16 protein-coding genes and 2 other annotated features (1 of these 18 cut by a window edge) are annotated in these 16662 nt (G+C 44.4%); all 16 genes read right to left on the reverse strand.

Translation table 11 applies throughout. From position 1 onward, the window contains the following. Positions 1–24: 24 nt before the first annotated feature. The 16 genes from rpoC to cysE all read right to left on the reverse strand — a co-directional run bounded on the left by rpoC (position 25) and on the right by cysE (position 16440). Entirely contained in the window at positions 25–3621 is a 3597-nt protein-coding gene (gene rpoC, locus PGH26_RS14800; protein ID WP_323691778.1) for a DNA-directed RNA polymerase subunit beta', read from the reverse strand. A gap of 100 nt (positions 3622–3721) precedes the next feature. Continuing rightward, complete coding sequence (gene rpoB / locus PGH26_RS14805; RefSeq protein ID WP_323691779.1) at positions 3722–7264, reverse strand: DNA-directed RNA polymerase subunit beta; 3543 nt, start codon at positions 7262–7264, stop codon at positions 3722–3724. 303 nt (positions 7265–7567) lie between these two features. Next, positions 7568–8170, reverse strand: coding sequence for a class I SAM-dependent methyltransferase (locus PGH26_RS14810; RefSeq protein WP_323691780.1), 603 nt, complete (start codon positions 8168–8170; stop codon positions 7568–7570). Between the two features lie 98 nt (positions 8171–8268). Beyond that, complete coding sequence (gene rplL / locus PGH26_RS14815) at positions 8269–8631, reverse strand: 50S ribosomal protein L7/L12 (protein WP_323691781.1); 363 nt, start codon at positions 8629–8631, stop codon at positions 8269–8271. Positions 8632–8692: 61 nt separating this feature from the next. Beyond that, positions 8693–9193 carry a 50S ribosomal protein L10 gene (gene rplJ, locus PGH26_RS14820; RefSeq protein WP_323691782.1) on the reverse strand — a complete coding sequence of 167 codons (501 nt, stop codon included), beginning with the start codon at positions 9191–9193 and terminating at the stop codon, positions 8693–8695. 37 nt (positions 9194–9230) lie between these two features. Further along, positions 9231–9379 (reverse strand) — a sequence feature (ribosomal protein L10 leader region). 42 nt (positions 9380–9421) lie between these two features. Next, complete coding sequence (gene rplA, locus PGH26_RS14825) at positions 9422–10120, reverse strand: 50S ribosomal protein L1 (RefSeq protein ID WP_323691783.1); 699 nt, start codon at positions 10118–10120, stop codon at positions 9422–9424. A gap of 117 nt (positions 10121–10237) precedes the next feature. Further along, complete coding sequence (gene rplK / locus PGH26_RS14830) at positions 10238–10663, reverse strand: 50S ribosomal protein L11 (protein WP_323691784.1); 426 nt, start codon at positions 10661–10663, stop codon at positions 10238–10240. 175 nt (positions 10664–10838) lie between these two features. Beyond that, positions 10839–11375 carry a transcription termination/antitermination protein NusG gene (gene nusG / locus PGH26_RS14835; protein ID WP_116018837.1) on the reverse strand — a complete coding sequence of 179 codons (537 nt, stop codon included), beginning with the start codon at positions 11373–11375 and terminating at the stop codon, positions 10839–10841. A 109-nt stretch (positions 11376–11484) separates the two neighbouring features. After that, positions 11485–11670 carry a preprotein translocase subunit SecE gene (gene secE / locus PGH26_RS14840; protein WP_323691785.1) on the reverse strand — a complete coding sequence of 62 codons (186 nt, stop codon included), beginning with the start codon at positions 11668–11670 and terminating at the stop codon, positions 11485–11487. Positions 11671–11724: 54 nt separating this feature from the next. Next, positions 11725–11874, reverse strand: coding sequence for a 50S ribosomal protein L33 (gene rpmG, locus PGH26_RS14845; protein WP_191688690.1), 150 nt, complete (start codon positions 11872–11874; stop codon positions 11725–11727). A 95-nt stretch (positions 11875–11969) separates the two neighbouring features. Further along, entirely contained in the window at positions 11970–12620 is a 651-nt protein-coding gene (sigH, locus tag PGH26_RS14850) for an RNA polymerase sporulation sigma factor SigH (protein WP_323691786.1), read from the reverse strand. Between the two features lie 69 nt (positions 12621–12689). After that, positions 12690–13205 carry an NYN domain-containing protein gene (locus tag PGH26_RS14855; RefSeq protein ID WP_323691787.1) on the reverse strand — a complete coding sequence of 172 codons (516 nt, stop codon included), beginning with the start codon at positions 13203–13205 and terminating at the stop codon, positions 12690–12692. After that, positions 13202–13939, reverse strand: coding sequence for a 23S rRNA (guanosine(2251)-2'-O)-methyltransferase RlmB (rlmB, locus tag PGH26_RS14860; RefSeq protein WP_431312551.1), 738 nt, complete (start codon positions 13937–13939; stop codon positions 13202–13204). The genes PGH26_RS14855 and rlmB overlap by 4 nt, the downstream gene beginning before the upstream one ends. A 10-nt stretch (positions 13940–13949) precedes the next feature. Continuing rightward, positions 13950–14378 (reverse strand): Mini-ribonuclease 3, encoded by a 429-nt coding sequence (locus PGH26_RS14865; RefSeq protein ID WP_323691789.1) that lies wholly within the window; start codon positions 14376–14378, stop codon positions 13950–13952. Next, complete coding sequence (gene cysS / locus PGH26_RS14870; protein ID WP_323691790.1) at positions 14375–15775, reverse strand: cysteine--tRNA ligase; 1401 nt, start codon at positions 15773–15775, stop codon at positions 14375–14377. Before cysS ends, PGH26_RS14865 begins: the two co-directional genes overlap by 4 nt. After that, positions 15775–16440, reverse strand: coding sequence for a serine O-acetyltransferase (gene cysE / locus PGH26_RS14875; protein WP_323691791.1), 666 nt, complete (start codon positions 16438–16440; stop codon positions 15775–15777). Before cysE ends, cysS begins: the two co-directional genes overlap by 1 nt. A gap of 44 nt (positions 16441–16484) precedes the next feature. Then, positions 16485–16662 (reverse strand) — a binding site (T-box leader) (it continues 46 nt past the right edge of the window).

The following is a 16662-nucleotide window of genomic DNA, read 5'->3' on the forward strand; positions in this document are numbered from 1 at the left end:
GAACTTCCTCCCGTTTTAGTTTTATTACTCTGCTGGTACTGCATCCTCTTCTACTTCGTCGCGATCCATTTCAATTCCGCGATAACGCTGCATGCCCGTTCCTGCTGGAATGAGCTTACCGATGATAACATTCTCTTTCAAGCCGAGAAGATCATCTGTTTTACCTTTGATGGCAGCATCCGTCAATACACGTGTTGTTTCCTGGAACGATGCAGCAGATAGGAATGATTCTGTTTCTAGCGACGCTTTTGTAATACCAAGGATTACAGGACGCGCTGTCGCTGGAAGTTTGTTGGCTTTAAGAACTTTTCCGTTGGCATCCGCAAACTGATGGATGTCGAGCAGTGAGCCTGGAAGCAAGTCTGTGTCGCCCGCTTCAATGACGCGGACTTTACGCATCATCTGACGAACCATCACTTCAACGTGCTTATCCCCAATTTCAACACCCTGCATCCGGTATACTTTCTGCACTTCTTTCAGAAGGTATTCTTGAACAGTTGAAACGTCTTTTACAACAATCAATTCTTTTGGATCAATCGAACCTTCAGTCAATGCTTGACCGCGTTCAATCTCATCTCCTACCTCAACTTTCAAACGACCATTATATGGAGCAAGGTATTTACGTGTCTCCACGTCACCTTTAATCGTCATTTCTTTCTGTCCTTCACGGATCTCATCGATATCTGTAACGATACCTTTGATTTGTGAAATAACAGCTTGACCTTTAGGGTTACGAGATTCGAAAATCTCCTGGATACGCGGAAGACCTTGTGTAATGTCGTCTCCTGCTACACCGCCTGTGTGGAATGTACGCATTGTAAGCTGTGTTCCTGGTTCCCCGATTGACTGAGCCGCAATAATACCAACTGCTTCTCCAACTTCAACCGCTTCTCCAGTAGCCAGGTTAATGCCGTAACATTTCTTACAAACACCGTGTTTTGTATTACAAGTGAACGCCGAACGAATCGACATAGTCGTAATACCTGCACCGATGATCGCCTGAGCGATATCCGCTGTAATAAGCTGGTTTTTCTCTACTAAGACTTCTCCCGTTTCAGGATGAAGCACTTTCTTCTTAGCGTGACGGCCTTCAATACGCTCATCTAGCGGTTCAATCATTTCAACGCCTTCAGTAAGGGCTGAAATTTCAAGTCCGCGGTCTGTGCCACAGTCGTCTTCACGAACAATGACATCTTGCGCAACATCAACGAGACGACGTGTAAGGTACCCTGAGTCAGCAGTTTTAAGGGCTGTATCAGCAAGTCCTTTACGCGCACCGTGAGTGGAGATGAAATATTCGAGAACTGTAAGTCCTTCACGGAATGATGACTTGATCGGCAATTCAATGATACGTCCTGCCGGGTTGGCCATCAGTCCGCGCATACCTGCGAGCTGTGTAAAGTTAGACGCGTTACCACGGGCTCCAGAGTCACTCATCATGAAGATTGGATTTGTGTTTTCCAAAGAGTCCATCAGCTTGCCCTGGATGACATCTTTTGCATGGCTCCAGTAAGAAATAACACGATCGTAACGTTCTTCGTCTGTAATCAGACCGCGACGGAACTGCTGTGTCACTTTATCTACTTTCGCTTGTGCCTCTTGCAAGATTTCATGCTTATCCGGAAGTACCACGATATCAGCGATACCAATCGTAATTCCTGCACGTGTCGAGTATTTGAATCCAAGGTTTTTCATGCGGTCAAGCATTTTTGAAGTTTCAGTAATGTGGAATCTACGGAAGATCTCAGCAATGATTTCACCAAGGATCGCCTTCTTGAATGGTGACACGACTTCTGCGGCTTGGATGTACTTAGGAATATCCGTTGTGCCTGGCACAAAGTATTTAGCAGGTGTTTCAATTTGAAGATTGTTCATTGACGGCTCGTTAATATAAGGGAATGACTCAGGAAGAATCTCGTTAAAGATTACTTTACCTACTGTCGTAATTAACAATTGGCTATTCTGTTCTTCTGTAAACGTAGGGTTCTTGAGAGAGCTTGCCGCAATCGCAATACGGGAGTGCAAATGCACATGTCCGTTTTGATACGCAATCAATGCTTCGTTCATATTACTGAACGTTTTACCTTCTCCAACAACACCTGGACGTTCAAGAGTTAAGTAATAGTTACCAAGTACCATATCCTGTGAAGGAGTTACAACCGGCTTACCATCCTTAGGATTCAAGATGTTCTGTGCAGCAAGCATTAGAAGACGCGCTTCCGCTTGCGCTTCTGCTGATAAAGGTACGTGTACAGCCATTTGGTCACCATCGAAGTCAGCATTATATGCTGTACATACAAGTGGGTGAAGCTGAATAGCGCGACCTTCAACAAGCATGGGTTCGAACGCCTGAATACCTAGACGGTGAAGCGTAGGGGCACGGTTCAAGAGAACTGGATGCTCCCGGATGACTTCTTCAAGAACATCCCATACTTCCGAATGCAATCGCTCGATTTTACGTTTCGCGCTCTTAATATTGTGCGCAAGACCGCGTTCAACGAGTTCTTTCATAACAAATGGCTTGAATAACTCAATCGCCATTTCTTTAGGAAGCCCGCACTGATACATTTTCAAGTTAGGTCCTACGACGATAACTGAACGACCCGAGTAGTCAACACGTTTACCAAGTAAGTTCTGACGGAAACGCCCTTGCTTACCTTTCAACATGTGAGAAAGTGATTTCAACGGGCGGTTACCCGGTCCAGTTACAGGACGTCCGCGACGGCCGTTGTCCACGAGAGCATCAACAGCTTCTTGAAGCATACGTTTCTCGTTTTGAACGATGATTCCCGGCGCACCAAGATCCAATAGACGCTTCAGACGGTTGTTCCGGTTAATAACTCGACGATACAGGTCATTCAAATCGGAAGTCGCAAAACGGCCGCCATCTAATTGAACCATCGGACGCAGTTCTGGAGGAACAACAGGAAGTACTTCAAGAACCATCCATTCAGGATGATTTCCAGAGTTACGGAATGATTCCACAACTTCCAAACGACGGATCGCACGTGTACGGCGCTGTCCTTGAACTGTCTTGAGCTCTTCTTTCAAGCTCTCTGTTTCCTTATCCAAATCTATAGCAGATAGAAGTTGTTCAATAGCTTCAGCACCCATAAGTGCTTGGAACTTGGAACCGTACTTTTCGCGGTACAACCGATACTCTTTTTCAGAAAGCAGCTGTTTGCGCTCAAGTGGCGTATCCGCTGGATCAACTACTACGTAAGATGCAAAGTAAATTACTTCTTCAAGTGCGCGTGGAGTCATATCCAGGATAAGTCCCATTCGGCTAGGAATCCCTTTGAAGTACCAAATGTGTGTTACTGGCGCTGCAAGTTCGATGTGGCCCATACGTTCACGGCGAACTTTCTGACGTGTGACTTCTACGCCGCAGCGATCACAAACGACACCTTTGTAACGAACACGCTTATACTTACCGCAATGACATTCCCAGTCCTTTGTAGGTCCGAAAATACGTTCACAGAACAACCCATCTTTTTCAGGCTTCAATGTACGATAATTGATTGTTTCAGGCTTCTTTACCTCACCATAAGACCAAGATCGGATCTTATCAGGAGAAGCTAGCCCTATTTTCATATACTCAAAATTATTAACATCTACCAAGGAGCCTACCTCCCTCTTGTCTAGTCGCTGACTTGCCGGCCCTGTTATACCATTTAAAAAAGGGGGACAGTGCCCCCATTTATTAACTTTCGCTTACGAATCAGACTGGCTGGTCTTCCTTCATAAGGTTTAACGCATCCGTTGGCTGCATATCATCGTCTTCTTCTAAGTCACGTAATTCAATTTCCTCGAAGTCTTCGGATAGCATTTTAACATCCAATCCAAGACTTTGAAGTTCTTTAATTAGAACTTTAAAGGATTCTGGTACGCCTGGTTGTGGAACGCTGTCGCCTTTTACAATAGCTTCATACGTTTTCACTCGACCCACCACGTCATCCGACTTCACAGTCAAAATCTCTTGTAGTGTGTAAGCTGCACCATAAGCCTCGAGTGCCCAAACTTCCATCTCTCCGAAACGCTGTCCGCCGAACTGGGCTTTACCGCCAAGTGGCTGTTGCGTAACCAGTGAGTATGGTCCCGTAGAACGGGCGTGAAGTTTGTCATCAACCATGTGGGCAAGTTTGATCATGTACATGATTCCGACAGAAACACGGTTGTCGAACGCTTCACCAGAACGACCGTCATAAAGAACAGTCTTTCCGTCACGATCCATTCCCGCTTCTTCCATCGTATCCCATACATCTTGTTCGTTCGCACCATCAAATACAGGAGAAGCCATGTGAACGCCCAGCGCACGGCCAGCCATTCCAAGGTGCATCTCAAGTACCTGTCCGATGTTCATACGTGATGGTACACCCAGCGGGTTAAGCATGACATCTACTGGTGTTCCGTCAGGCATGAATGGCATATCAGATTCAGGTAGAATCCGTGAGATAACCCCTTTGTTACCGTGACGACCGGCCATCTTATCTCCGACAGAGATTTTACGTTTCTGAACGATGTAAACACGAACCAGCTGGTTCACGCCAGGTGCGAGTTCATCGCCATCTTCACGATTGAACACTTTCACATCAAGAACAATTCCGCCCGCTCCGTGTGGTACACGAAGTGATGTATCACGAACTTCACGCGCTTTCTCACCGAAGATCGCATGCAGGAGCCGTTCTTCTGCAGTTAGTTCCGTTACACCCTTAGGCGTTACTTTACCAACCAAGATGTCTCCATCATGTACTTCAGCACCAATACGGATAATACCGCGATCATCTAAGTTGCGCAGTGCATCTTCACCGATGTTCGGAATATCACGTGTGATTTCTTCAGGCCCAAGCTTTGTATCACGAGCATCTGATTCATATTCTTCAATATGAACAGAAGTGAAGACGTCATCCTTAACCAAACGTTCGCTCATGATGATTGCATCCTCGTAGTTGTAACCATCCCATGTCATGAATGCAATTAGGATATTTTGACCAAGGGCCATTTCTCCTTTTTCCATTGACGGTCCATCTGCGAGAATATCTTTCTTAGAAACCCGGTCCCCAACGCTTACGATTGGACGCTGGTTGTAACAAGTTCCTTGGTTTGAACGAATGAAGTTCGATAGACGATAGACGTCAAGGTCACCCTTAACTTCTTTTCCTTCTACCATGTTGATACGGCGAACGCGGATTTCTTTCGCTTCTACGTGTTCAACGATTCCTTCATGCTTCGATACTACAGCAGCTCCTGAGTCACGTGCAGAGACGTGCTCCATTCCCGTACCTACGAAAGGTGATTTCGGGTTTAGAAGAGGTACTGCTTGACGTTGCATGTTCGCTCCCATAAGCGCACGGTTTGAGTCATCATTTTCCAAGAATGGAATACATGCTGTCGCCGCAGAAACAACTTGTTTAGGAGAAACGTCCATGTAGTCAATTTGCTCGCGCTTGAATACAGTGTTATCCCCTTGGAAACGACCTACTACCTCTTCGTTAACAAACGTACCATCATCGTTTAAAGGCGCATTGGCCTGTGCAACGACATAGTTATCTTCCAAGTCAGCAGTTAGGTAATCGATGCGTGACGTAACTTTTCCCGTATCCGGATCTACCTTACGATAAGGAGTCTCAATAAATCCAAACTTATTTACTTTCGCAAATGTAGAAAGGGTGTTAATAAGTCCAATGTTCGGTCCCTCTGGAGTCTCGATTGGACACATGCGGCCATAGTGGGAGTAGTGAACATCACGTACTTCCATTCCAGCGCGCTCACGTGTCAAACCGCCTGGTCCTAATGCAGATAGTCTGCGCTTATGCGTTAACTCTGCTAAGGGGTTCGTTTGGTCCATGAACTGAGATAGCTGGGAACTGCCAAAGAACTCTTTAATAGACGCGATAACAGGTCTGATGTTAATCAATTGTTGTGGAACAATCGATTGCGTGTCATTAATAGACATACGTTCCTTAACTACACGTTCCATGCGTGACAAACCGATACGGAACTGGTTTTGCAGAAGTTCACCGACAGAGCGGAGACGTCTGTTGCCTAAGTGGTCGATGTCGTCTGTATCGCCCACTCCATGCAGCAAGTTGAAAAAGTAGCTGATGGAAGCAATAATATCAGAAGGTGTAACGTGTTTAATGGAATCGTCAATAACGCCATTAGAAATAACATTAATGATTTGTCCTTCTTCACCTTTAGGAGCATAGATTTTTACAGATTGAATACGAATGTCGTCTTCTAACACTCCGCCTACCTGTTTCAAATCTTCTACTCCAATGCCCTGTTCGAAATAAGGAAGTAGTTTATCCAACGTACGGCGATCGATAAGCTGTCCCTTTTCAATCAGAATTTCTCCTGTTTCAGGGTCTGCAATTGTCTCTGCAATCGTTTGGTTGAATAAACGATTTTGGAGGTGAAGCTTTTTGTTCATTTTATACCGGCCGACATTTGCTAAGTCATAACGCTTCGCATCAAAGAAACGAGAAAACAGCAAGTTTTTCGCGCTATCTAATGTTGGTGGTTCTCCTGGACGTAAACGCTCATAAATTTCAAGAAGTGCTTTCTCCGAGTTTTCCGTGTTATCTTTTTCAAGAGAGTTTCGAAGGTATTCATTATCACCAATTAAATCGATAATCTCTTGATCAGTTGAAAAGCCAAGTGCACGTAAGAGGACTGTAATTGGCAGCTTGCGCGTACGGTCAATACGAACGTGGACAACATCTTTTGCGTCCGTTTCGTATTCAAGCCAAGCACCGCGGTTAGGGATGACAGTTGCACCAAATCCGCGTTTACCATTTTTGTCTGTCTTATCGTTGAAATATACGCTAGGTGATCGGACGAGCTGAGAAACAATAACTCGTTCAGCACCATTAATAATGAAAGTACCATTTTCCGTCATTAACGGGAAATCACCCATAAAGACATCTTGTTCTTTAACATCATCTGTTTCTTTATTGTGTAAACGGACTTTCACCCGAAGTGGCGCAGCGAATGTTACGTCCCGTTCCTTTGACTCATCCACAGGATATTTAGGTTCGCCAAGCTGATAATCGACAAATTCCAATGACAGATTTCCGGTGAAATCTTGAATAGGAGAAATATCGTGGAACATTTCTCGCAATCCCTCTTCCAAAAACCACTCATAAGATTCCGTCTGAATTTCAATCAGATCCGGCAGATCTAGTACTTCGCTAATTCTCGCGAAACTTCTGCGCTGACGGTGTTGACCATAGTGAACTAACTGCTTTGTCAACTCTTTCACCCCTCATAAGACATTAATAGAGCTCGTTTGGACTCCTGGCAATTTCAGGCCGGCATGAAATTAGCGCCACGCGTGTCCAAGCATCTCATAAAAAGTCTTTCCGAAATCAAAAAAATAGTGTATGATATCGAAAAAACAAAAAGAAAACGAGTTCCGGCTAGAGCTCATTTTCGATTTACCAATCTTTTATCCAACGTCAGTATACCTAACATTTCCATTACTTATGCAAACGCATAAAAAGGCACACGAATGCAGTATATTTATTGTTGCATTTTATAATGCTATCACAACGCTTTAACGGAGTCAATGTTTTTTTGATTTAATAATATAATACCCCTTGCTTTTCTCTACAATTTCTGCATTGCCGAATAATTCCTCGAGTCTCGCAATTGTTGAAGGGGCTCCCTGCTTTTTCTGAATAACCACCCAGAGATCTCCGCCGACAGCTAAGTGTTCATATGCTTGGTTGTAAATTTTAAAGACTGTTTCTTTTCCTGCCCGTATAGGAGGGTTTGTCAGTATTGACGCGAACTCTTTTGTTTCAACTTCATCTAAAGCATCACTGGCATAGATCACGACGTTTTCAATATTATTTTTTTGGGAATTGGTCCGAGATAGAGCTAATGCACGTTCGTTCACATCCACCATCTGGATTGTCCGTTCTTTTAACAATGAAGCTATGGAAAGCCCTACAGGTCCGTATCCACATCCCACATCAAGAATATCTCCTTCAACATCCGGAGCTCGGAATGCATCGATGAGCAGACGTGAACCAAAGTCCACTTCCCCTTTACTAAACACACCTGCATCTGTAACAAAAACAAAGCTAGTCCCGCGCAAATTCGTTTGCCATTGTTTCGGCTCACTTTTCACATCGGGATTTTTCGAATAGTAATGCTCTGCCACACGAAAACCCCCTACTGTTCACTTAATTAAATCCAGGTATAAAAAAAACGAAGAAAAACCCGTCGACAAAGACGAGGTTTTTCTTCGCAGTTTACGAATTACTTAACTTCTACAGAAGCGCCTACTTCTTCAAGCTTAGCTTTAAGTTCTTCAGCTTCAGCTTTTTCTACGCCTTCTTTGATAGCTTTAGGTGCGTTATCAACAACTTCTTTCGCTTCTTTCAAGCCTAGGCCAGTGATTTCGCGAACGACTTTGATGACTTTGATTTTTTGGTCTCCAGCAGATGCTAGAACTACGTCGAATTCAGTCTGCTCAGCAGCTGCTTCTCCGCCACCAGCGCCAGCCATAGCTACAGGAGCTGCAGCAGTTACGCCAAATTCTTCTTCGATTGCTTTTACTAGGTCGTTAAGTTCAAGAACTGTCATTTCTTTGATAGCGCCTAAGATTTGTTCGTTAGTCATTATAGTTCCTCCTAATGGGTATGTTTTGCGAGTTAACTCGCTGATTGGTCAAGATGCGATATTACGCGCCTTGTTCTTCTTTTTGGTCTGCAACGGCTTTTGTAGCCAATGCGAAGTTGCGCATTGGAGCTTGAAGCACGCTGAGCAGCATAGAGAGAAGTCCTTCGCGTGAAGGAAGAGTCGCCAATGCTTTCACTTCTTCAACAGAAGCAAGTGCACCTTCGATGACACCGGCTTTGATTTCCAAAGCTTCGTTGTCTTTAGCGAAGTTGTTGATGATTTTTGCGGGTGCGATTACATCTTCAGTTGAGAACGCAATTGCGTTCGGTCCTGTAAGATGTTCGTTAAGTCCTTCAAGACCTGATGCTTCAGCCGCACGGCGAGCCATCGAGTTTTTGTAGACTTTGAATTCCACGCCTGCTTCACGAAGTTGCTTACGAAGTTCAGTTGCTTGTGCAACGTTAAGACCACGATAGTCAACAACGACCATTGAAGCTGATGCTTTCATCTTGTCCGCGATTTCAGTTACTACTGCTTGTTTCGCTTCTAATACTTTGCTCATCTTGACACCTCCTGTTAAGTGTAGGGGCATTTATACCATATGCATAAAAAACCCTCCGATCTGACTAGCAGACGGAGGGTTGGAAAGTCGTCATCTTTTTACTGTTAAAAAGAGCGTCTTGTCCCTCGGCAGGATTATTAAGTGGTCACCCACTCCTGCTGTCTGCGGTACAAATCGTATATTGCAACAAACGTTATCCTACCAAAAGATAGGGCGCGTGTCAACTAATTATTTTACGTTTACTGAAGAAGGGTTGATCTTTACAGCAGGTCCCATTGTAGTTGTTAAGTTAACAGACTTCATGTAAGTACCTTTAGCTGCAGCCGGTTTAGCCTTCTGAATTACTTCAAATACAGTTGTAAGGTTTTCTGCAAGCTTTTCGTTATCGAAAGAAACTTTACCAATTGGAGCGTGGATGATTCCAGCTTTGTCCGCACGATATTCTACCTTACCTGCTTTGATTTCTTGAACTGCTTTTGTAACGTCGAATGTCACTGTGCCAGTTTTCGGGTTCGGCATAAGACCTTTTGGTCCAAGTACACGTCCGATTTTACCAACTTCACCCATCATGTCCGGTGTCGCAACGATTACATCGAAGTCAAACCATCCTTGTTGGATTTTAGTGATGTATTCTGCATCGCCTACAAAGTCAGCGCCTGCTGCTTCAGCTTCTTTAAGCTTCTCACCTTTAGCGAAAACGAGAACGCGTTGTGTTTTACCAGTTCCGTTAGGCAGTACTACTGCTCCACGAATTTGCTGGTCGTTTTTGCGCGTGTCGATTCCAAGACGGAAAGCCACTTCTACTGTTGCATCAAAGTTTGTTGTGCTTGTTTTTTTAGCGAGTTCGATCGCTTCTGTTAAGTCGTATGCCGCTGTGCGGTCGACAAGCTTTGCAGCTTCTACGAACTTCTTACCTCTTTTAGCCATCAGATATTTCCTCCTCGATTGTGGTTTTAGCGGAATAAACCTCCCACGATTAAGGGTTGCGTGTTCTATAGAACGACCGCAACCCCCATAAAAACATACAATGAATTAGGTTTCAGATCAGTCTTCGATCGTGATTCCCATACTGCGAGCAGTACCTTCAACCATTGCCATCGCTGCTTCAACTGATGCAGCATTCAAATCCTGCATTTTTTGTTCAGCAATTTCTTTAACTTGATCACGCTTCACGACAGCAACTTTATTCTTGTTCGGTTCGCCTGAACCCTTTTGGATTTTAGCTGCAACCTTCAACAATACTGCTGCTGGCGGAGTTTTTGTGATGAATGTAAATGAACGATCTTCGAATACAGTGATTTCAACAGGAATAATAAGACCTGCTTGGTCAGATGTACGCGCATTGAATTCTTTACAGAATCCCATGATATTGACACCTGCCTGACCGAGCGCCGGTCCGACTGGCGGTGCTGGATTTGCTTTTCCTGCTGGAATTTGCAATTTCACAAGCTTGATTACTTTTTTAGCCACGAGACACACCTCCTTAAGTCCGTGATGTGGTATTTGGGTTGCCCCTCCCACTCAATATGTGCCTGCCGGCAAATGCCGGTAGAATTTTGTTAAGACGTTCAGACATTTCTATGTCTGACCTTTGAAATAATATCACTATTTCACATGTTTTGCAAGAGGGAACGAATTAATTTTTTCAGCTCGTTCTTTCAACTTGTTCAAAGTCAAGTTCCATATTCGTTTCGCGGCCGAACATGTCTACAGATACTTTAACTTTCCCCTGGTCCAGTTCAATCTCTTCAACTTTACCCTGGAATCCAGCGAACGGTCCCTCTAACACTTCCACCATTTCGCCGATTTCGAAGTCCACTTCCAATTTGCGATCCTTCATACCCATTTGCTTCAGGATGAACGTCACTTCTTCAGGAAGAAGCGGCGTAGGTTTTGCTCCGCCGCCCGAAGAACCGATGAATCCAGTGACGCCCGGTGTATTGCGGACGACATACCATGAATCATCTGTCATGATAATTTCAACTAGGACGTAACCAGGAAACGTTTTCCGCATCACTGTACGTTTTTTACCTTCTTTGAAATCCGTTTCTTCTTCTTCTGGAACAATCACGCGGAAAATCTTGTCTTGCATACCCATCGTTTCCACGCGTTTTTCAAGGTTTTCTTTCACCTTGTTTTCGTACCCTGAGTACGTATGGACGACGTACCAATTTTTCTCCATTTCCATATCGATGAGGACTGCGCGTCCGTCCCTCCTTTTTTGTTCAAATGAAAAAACCCGCTCTTTCAGTTAGACGGGATATTTTCAGTATGCGATTCAACGTGCTCTATTATAACGAAACATACCATTCCATTACTCGTGATAAGCCAAGATCCACAAGACCAAAGTATACGGCCATGAATACTACTGTACTAAGAACCACGATTGTGTAGCGGGTCAGTTCTTTACGTTTCGGCCAGCTGACTTTCCGCATTTCCGTGACAACATTTTTAAAGAAACTTGTTATCTTGCCCATTCTTTTGCAAACCTCCGAATAGTAGATATGACGGCCTAAAGTCTAGCCAGACCCTCACGCTGTTTGTCTGTGTAACGTATGCTCATTGCAATGACTGCAGTGTTTCTTCAGGACCAGCCGTTCAGTTGTTTTGTTGCTGCCAGCTGGTAGTGAATAGTTTCTGGAGCCGCATTTTTCACAGCTTACTACAATTTTTTTAGACATATCTAGTGAACACCTAGTCTTTCCATAGTCTTGATAAAGAGTACCACCTAACCTATTACCTGTCAATGCAAGGATAGTCAGAAAATTGCTATGCTTTACGTAACGACATCTACTTGCATATACCTTTCAAGCTTTCGTTTAATGCGCTGCAATGCATTGTCTACGGATTTAACTTGACGGTTCAGTACTTCAGAAATCTCCTGATAGGACTGCCCGTCCAGATAAAGGCCAAGCACTTCCTTTTCAAGACTGCTTAAAACTTTGTTCATTTCTACTTCCATTTGAACAAAGTTTTCTTTATAAATCATTAAGTCTTCCGGATCATCATTGGCAGAACCCGTAAGCACATCTAACAAAGTACGGTCGGATTCCTCGTCGTAAACAGGCTTATCCAGCGATACAGATGAATTAAGCGGAATATGTTTTTGCCTGGTGGCTGTTTTGATAGCCGTGATGATCTGCCGCTTAATACACAGCTCTGCAAACCCTTTAAACGAGCTAAGCCGGTCTTCGCGGAAATCGCGAATGGCTTTATATAATCCAATCATGCCTTCTTGAATTATATCTTCCTTGTCCCCGCCCATCATGAAGTAAGAACGCGCCTTCATTCTAACAAATGATTGATATTTGGTAATGAGAAAGTCGAGTGCATCTGTGTTTCCTTCTTGAATGATTCCGATTAGCTGTTCATCGGAAAAGGTACTGAAGTCTGCTGTTCTAGGTGCATAAGCTGTCTTTTCCGCCATTCCCCATCACTCCGGTTTATCATACTAGTTAGTCAATTATAGCTTAAGGAATTTTTTTGCGTCAACCGCTCACCTGTTCCCCCTGCGCCATTTCTCGAAAACTTCCGCTACTTCTTGTGATAATTGTATTTTGGAAAAGGAACGATTCTCCTGAATTGCCCGCACTTTTGCAGATATAATCTTGTCGATTTCCTGCATTTCAATCTCTAGTTCCCGTGCAGAAATTCTTAATGCCCCTTGTCCAAAAATAATCCATTGTTCAGTAAGATCTGAAGTCGCGACATGAAGTTGCACAGTACGTTTCGATAGTTCTGAAACCAGCTTCTCAATACGTTCATCTGCCGTTTCGTTTTCCCTCGTAAACACAATTTCAACTTGAGAACGCTTCTCTTTATTTTCAATCCCCGGAACCAGGTATGCATCGAATACAAGAATCACGCGCCACCCCTTGAAAGCTTGATATTCTGCCAGCTGATCAATTAAACGGTCCCGCGCCTCGGCAAGTTTAAGTCGTTTTAACTCCCTCAGTTCCGGCCATGCACCGATAATGTTATAACCATCGACTAGCAGGATGTCTTTTTTCATGGTGTGGAAGGATTCGGCAGCCGCTTGCGCAATACTTCATACATAAGCAGCGAAGCCGCGACAGAAGCATTAAGTGACGTGACATGGCCACGCATCGGCAAGTGGTACAGAAAATCACATTTCTCTTTCAATAGTCGCGACATTCCTTTTCCTTCACTGCCTATAATGACAGCGAGCGGAAGCGTTGCATCCATTGTCCGATAATCAGCAGATCCTTTTGCATCTGTTCCAGCGATCCAAACGCCTTTTTTCTTCAATTCATCGACGGTTTGACCCAAGTTCACCACGCGAACAACGGGAACGTGTTCAATCGCACCTGTAGAGGCTTTTGCAACCACACCTGTAAGTCCTACCGAACGTCTTTTTGGAATGATAATTCCGTGTACGCCGACAGCGTCTGCAGTACGCAGGATCGACCCAAGATTATGGGGATCTTCGAGTTCATCCAACAGCAGGATAAACGGATCTTCTCCGCGTTGTTCTGCAACCGCAAAAATATCGTCCAGCTCCGCATACGTATAGGCTGCTACAGACGCGACGATGCCCTGGTGATTTACATCGAGCAGCTGGTCCAGCTTCTTTTTAGGGACAGCTTGTACAACCACACCCGCCTTTTTAGCAAGTGTTGTAATCTCTCCGATACTTTGCTTATTCAATCCTTCGGCAATCCAGATTTTGTTCAATTCTCTTCCTGAACGCAGTGCCTCGACAATTGGATTTTTGCCGCCAATCATTTCAGTTCCTTCAGTTTCTGACACGGTCTTCTCCTCCTTCAATACATTCAATCGCTTTACGGATGAATTCAGCCGTTCTCTCGCTATCTTCTAACAAATACAAATAGCCTACGACTGCTTCGAATGCCGAACTGTGATTGTAAGTTAATACGTCTGTGTTTTTCGGCACGGAACCAGATTTTGCATTTCTGCCGCGTCTCATAACAGCCATTTCTTCTTCAGTTAAAAAGTCTTCATCTATCATCGAGCGCAGTATCGACGCTTGCGCTTTGGCGGAAACGAATTGCGTCGCTTCCTTATGAAGGATATTCGGTTTCACGCGTCCTGATCGCAGGAGATGCTCTCGCACCGCCTGCTCATAGACCGCATCCCCCATATAAGCCAGGGATAGTGCTTTTAGTTGCCGGACGTCAGCTGGACGCAAGCTGTATTCACTCATGCTCGTTTCCACCGAACCCCTTGTGCAGTATCTTCCAGCAAGATTCCTTGCTCCTTCAATTCACCACGTATTGCATCCGCACGGGCGAAGTCACGATTTTTACGTGCTTCTAAACGTTCTTCAATCAACTGATCAACCGCTTCATCGTTCAATTCATCCTTCTCTTTGAACGGCAATCCCAGAACATCCATCAACTGATTGAATGTTTTCAAAAATGCTTCCAACACTGCTTTTTCTGTATTCTTTTCGAGCAGATAAACATTCGCTAAGCTTGCTAACTCAAAAATTACCGCAATCCCATTAGCTGTATTGAAATCGTCATCCATTGCTTCTTCAAAAGCTGTCTGCTGCTCTTGGATTTTATGAAGCCATATATCGTGCTGGTCTCCATTATCGGCAGAAACCTCTAGACGGTGTTCGATATTTTGATAAGCGGTACGGATACGATCCAATCCATTCGATGCACTCTCTACTAAATCCTGAGAGAAGTTGACTGGAGAGCGGTAGTGAACGGAAAGCATGAAGAATCGCAGCACTTGCGGGTCAATCTGCTGAATGATGTCGTGAACTGTTACAAAATTCCCAAGTGATTTAGACATTTTTTCATTATCAATATTGATATAGCCATTGTGCATCCAATAGCGTGCAAACGTTTCGCCGGTCAGCGCTTCTGACTGGGCGATTTCATTTTCATGGTGCGGAAATGTCAAGTCCTGCCCGCCAGCGTGGATATCAATTGTATCGCCCAGCAATTGCCTCGCCATCACTGAACACTCGATATGCCAGCCCGGACGGCCTTCTCCCCAAGGACTGTTCCATGAAATCTCACCAGGTTTCGCTGCTTTCCATAAGACAAAGTCAAGCGCATCCTGCTTGCGTTCACTCGCTTGGATACGGGCTCCCACTTTTAGTTCGTCTATTGATTGGTGCGATAACTTTCCATATCCATCAAACTTTCGAGTACGGAAATAGACATCCCCTTCTGACTCATAAGCATATTCTTTTTCGATCAATAAAGAAATGAAATCGATCACGTCTTGAATATGATCGGTTACGCGGGGATGCATATCCGCTTTCTTACAGCCAAGCGCCCCTACATCCTCAAAAAATGCTTGAATAAAACGTTCCGTTAACTCCGGCACTTCCTCGCCAAGTTCGTTCGCCGCTTTAATGATTTTGTCATCCACATCTGTAAAGTTAGAAACGTACGTCACGTGATAGCCCCGGTAATCCAAATATCTGCGGACTGTATCAAAAACGATGACTGGACGGGCATTTCCGATATGAATGTAGTTGTAGACAGTCGGACCGCACACGTACATTTTCACTTCTCCTTCAGTAATTGGAACAAACGGTTCTTTCTTGCGTGTCAGCGTGTTGTATAACTGGATTGTCATTAGAGTTCATCCTTTTCATCACGAATTTGTTTTTCTATTTTCAAATCACTTAGCTGCTGTTCTAATTGCAGAATCCGGGCTTCCATCGAAGAACACATTTCCGAGACAGGGTCAGGCAAAGTGTGATTCAATCGGTCTTTTACACGAACGCCGTTGGAAATAACAACTTTCCCGGGGATTCCGACAACAGTGGATTCTGCCGGCACATCTTTCAACACAACAGAACCCGCTCCCACTTTGCTGTTTTCACCAATAATAATATTCCCAAGTACTTTAGCACCTGTAGCGACCAGAACTTTATCATGAAGGGTCGGGTGTCTTTTCCCTTTTTCTTTTCCCGTTCCGCCTAACGTGACACCTTGGTAAATGGTGACGTCATCACCAATTTCACATGTCTCCCCAATTACAATACCCATTCCATGGTCGATAAATAGACGTCTCCCTATTTTAGCCCCGGGGTGAATTTCAATCCCAGTGAAGAATCGGCTCATTTGGGAAAGCACCCTGGCTGCAAAGTGCATATTCTTTTTAAACAGTACATGCGCAATACGGTGTGACCAAATGGCATGTAATCCTGAGTAGGTCAGCACGACCTCAAACGTACTCCGTGCGGCGGGGTCTTGGTCGAAAATACAACGGATGTCTTCTCTCATTCTTGAAAACACGTCAATCCCCCCTTTTCTGTAAAAAAAATACGCCTCTGTCTAATGACAGAGACGCATTTGAAGCGTGGTTCCACTCTTTTCGAAAGGGATTAAAAAAATCCCCTTTCACTCGACGTCTGTAACGCAGACGATACGTCCGGCTTACTCAATTTCAGCCTGGCGCTCAAAGGTGCATTTCTGTAAAACGGATGACCCAGATCTCTTTCAGCCGGTGGAGATCCT

This window comes from Sporosarcina jeotgali (assembly GCF_033304595.1).
In the GTDB taxonomy this organism is placed as follows: domain Bacteria; phylum Bacillota; class Bacilli; order Bacillales_A; family Planococcaceae; genus Sporosarcina; species Sporosarcina jeotgali.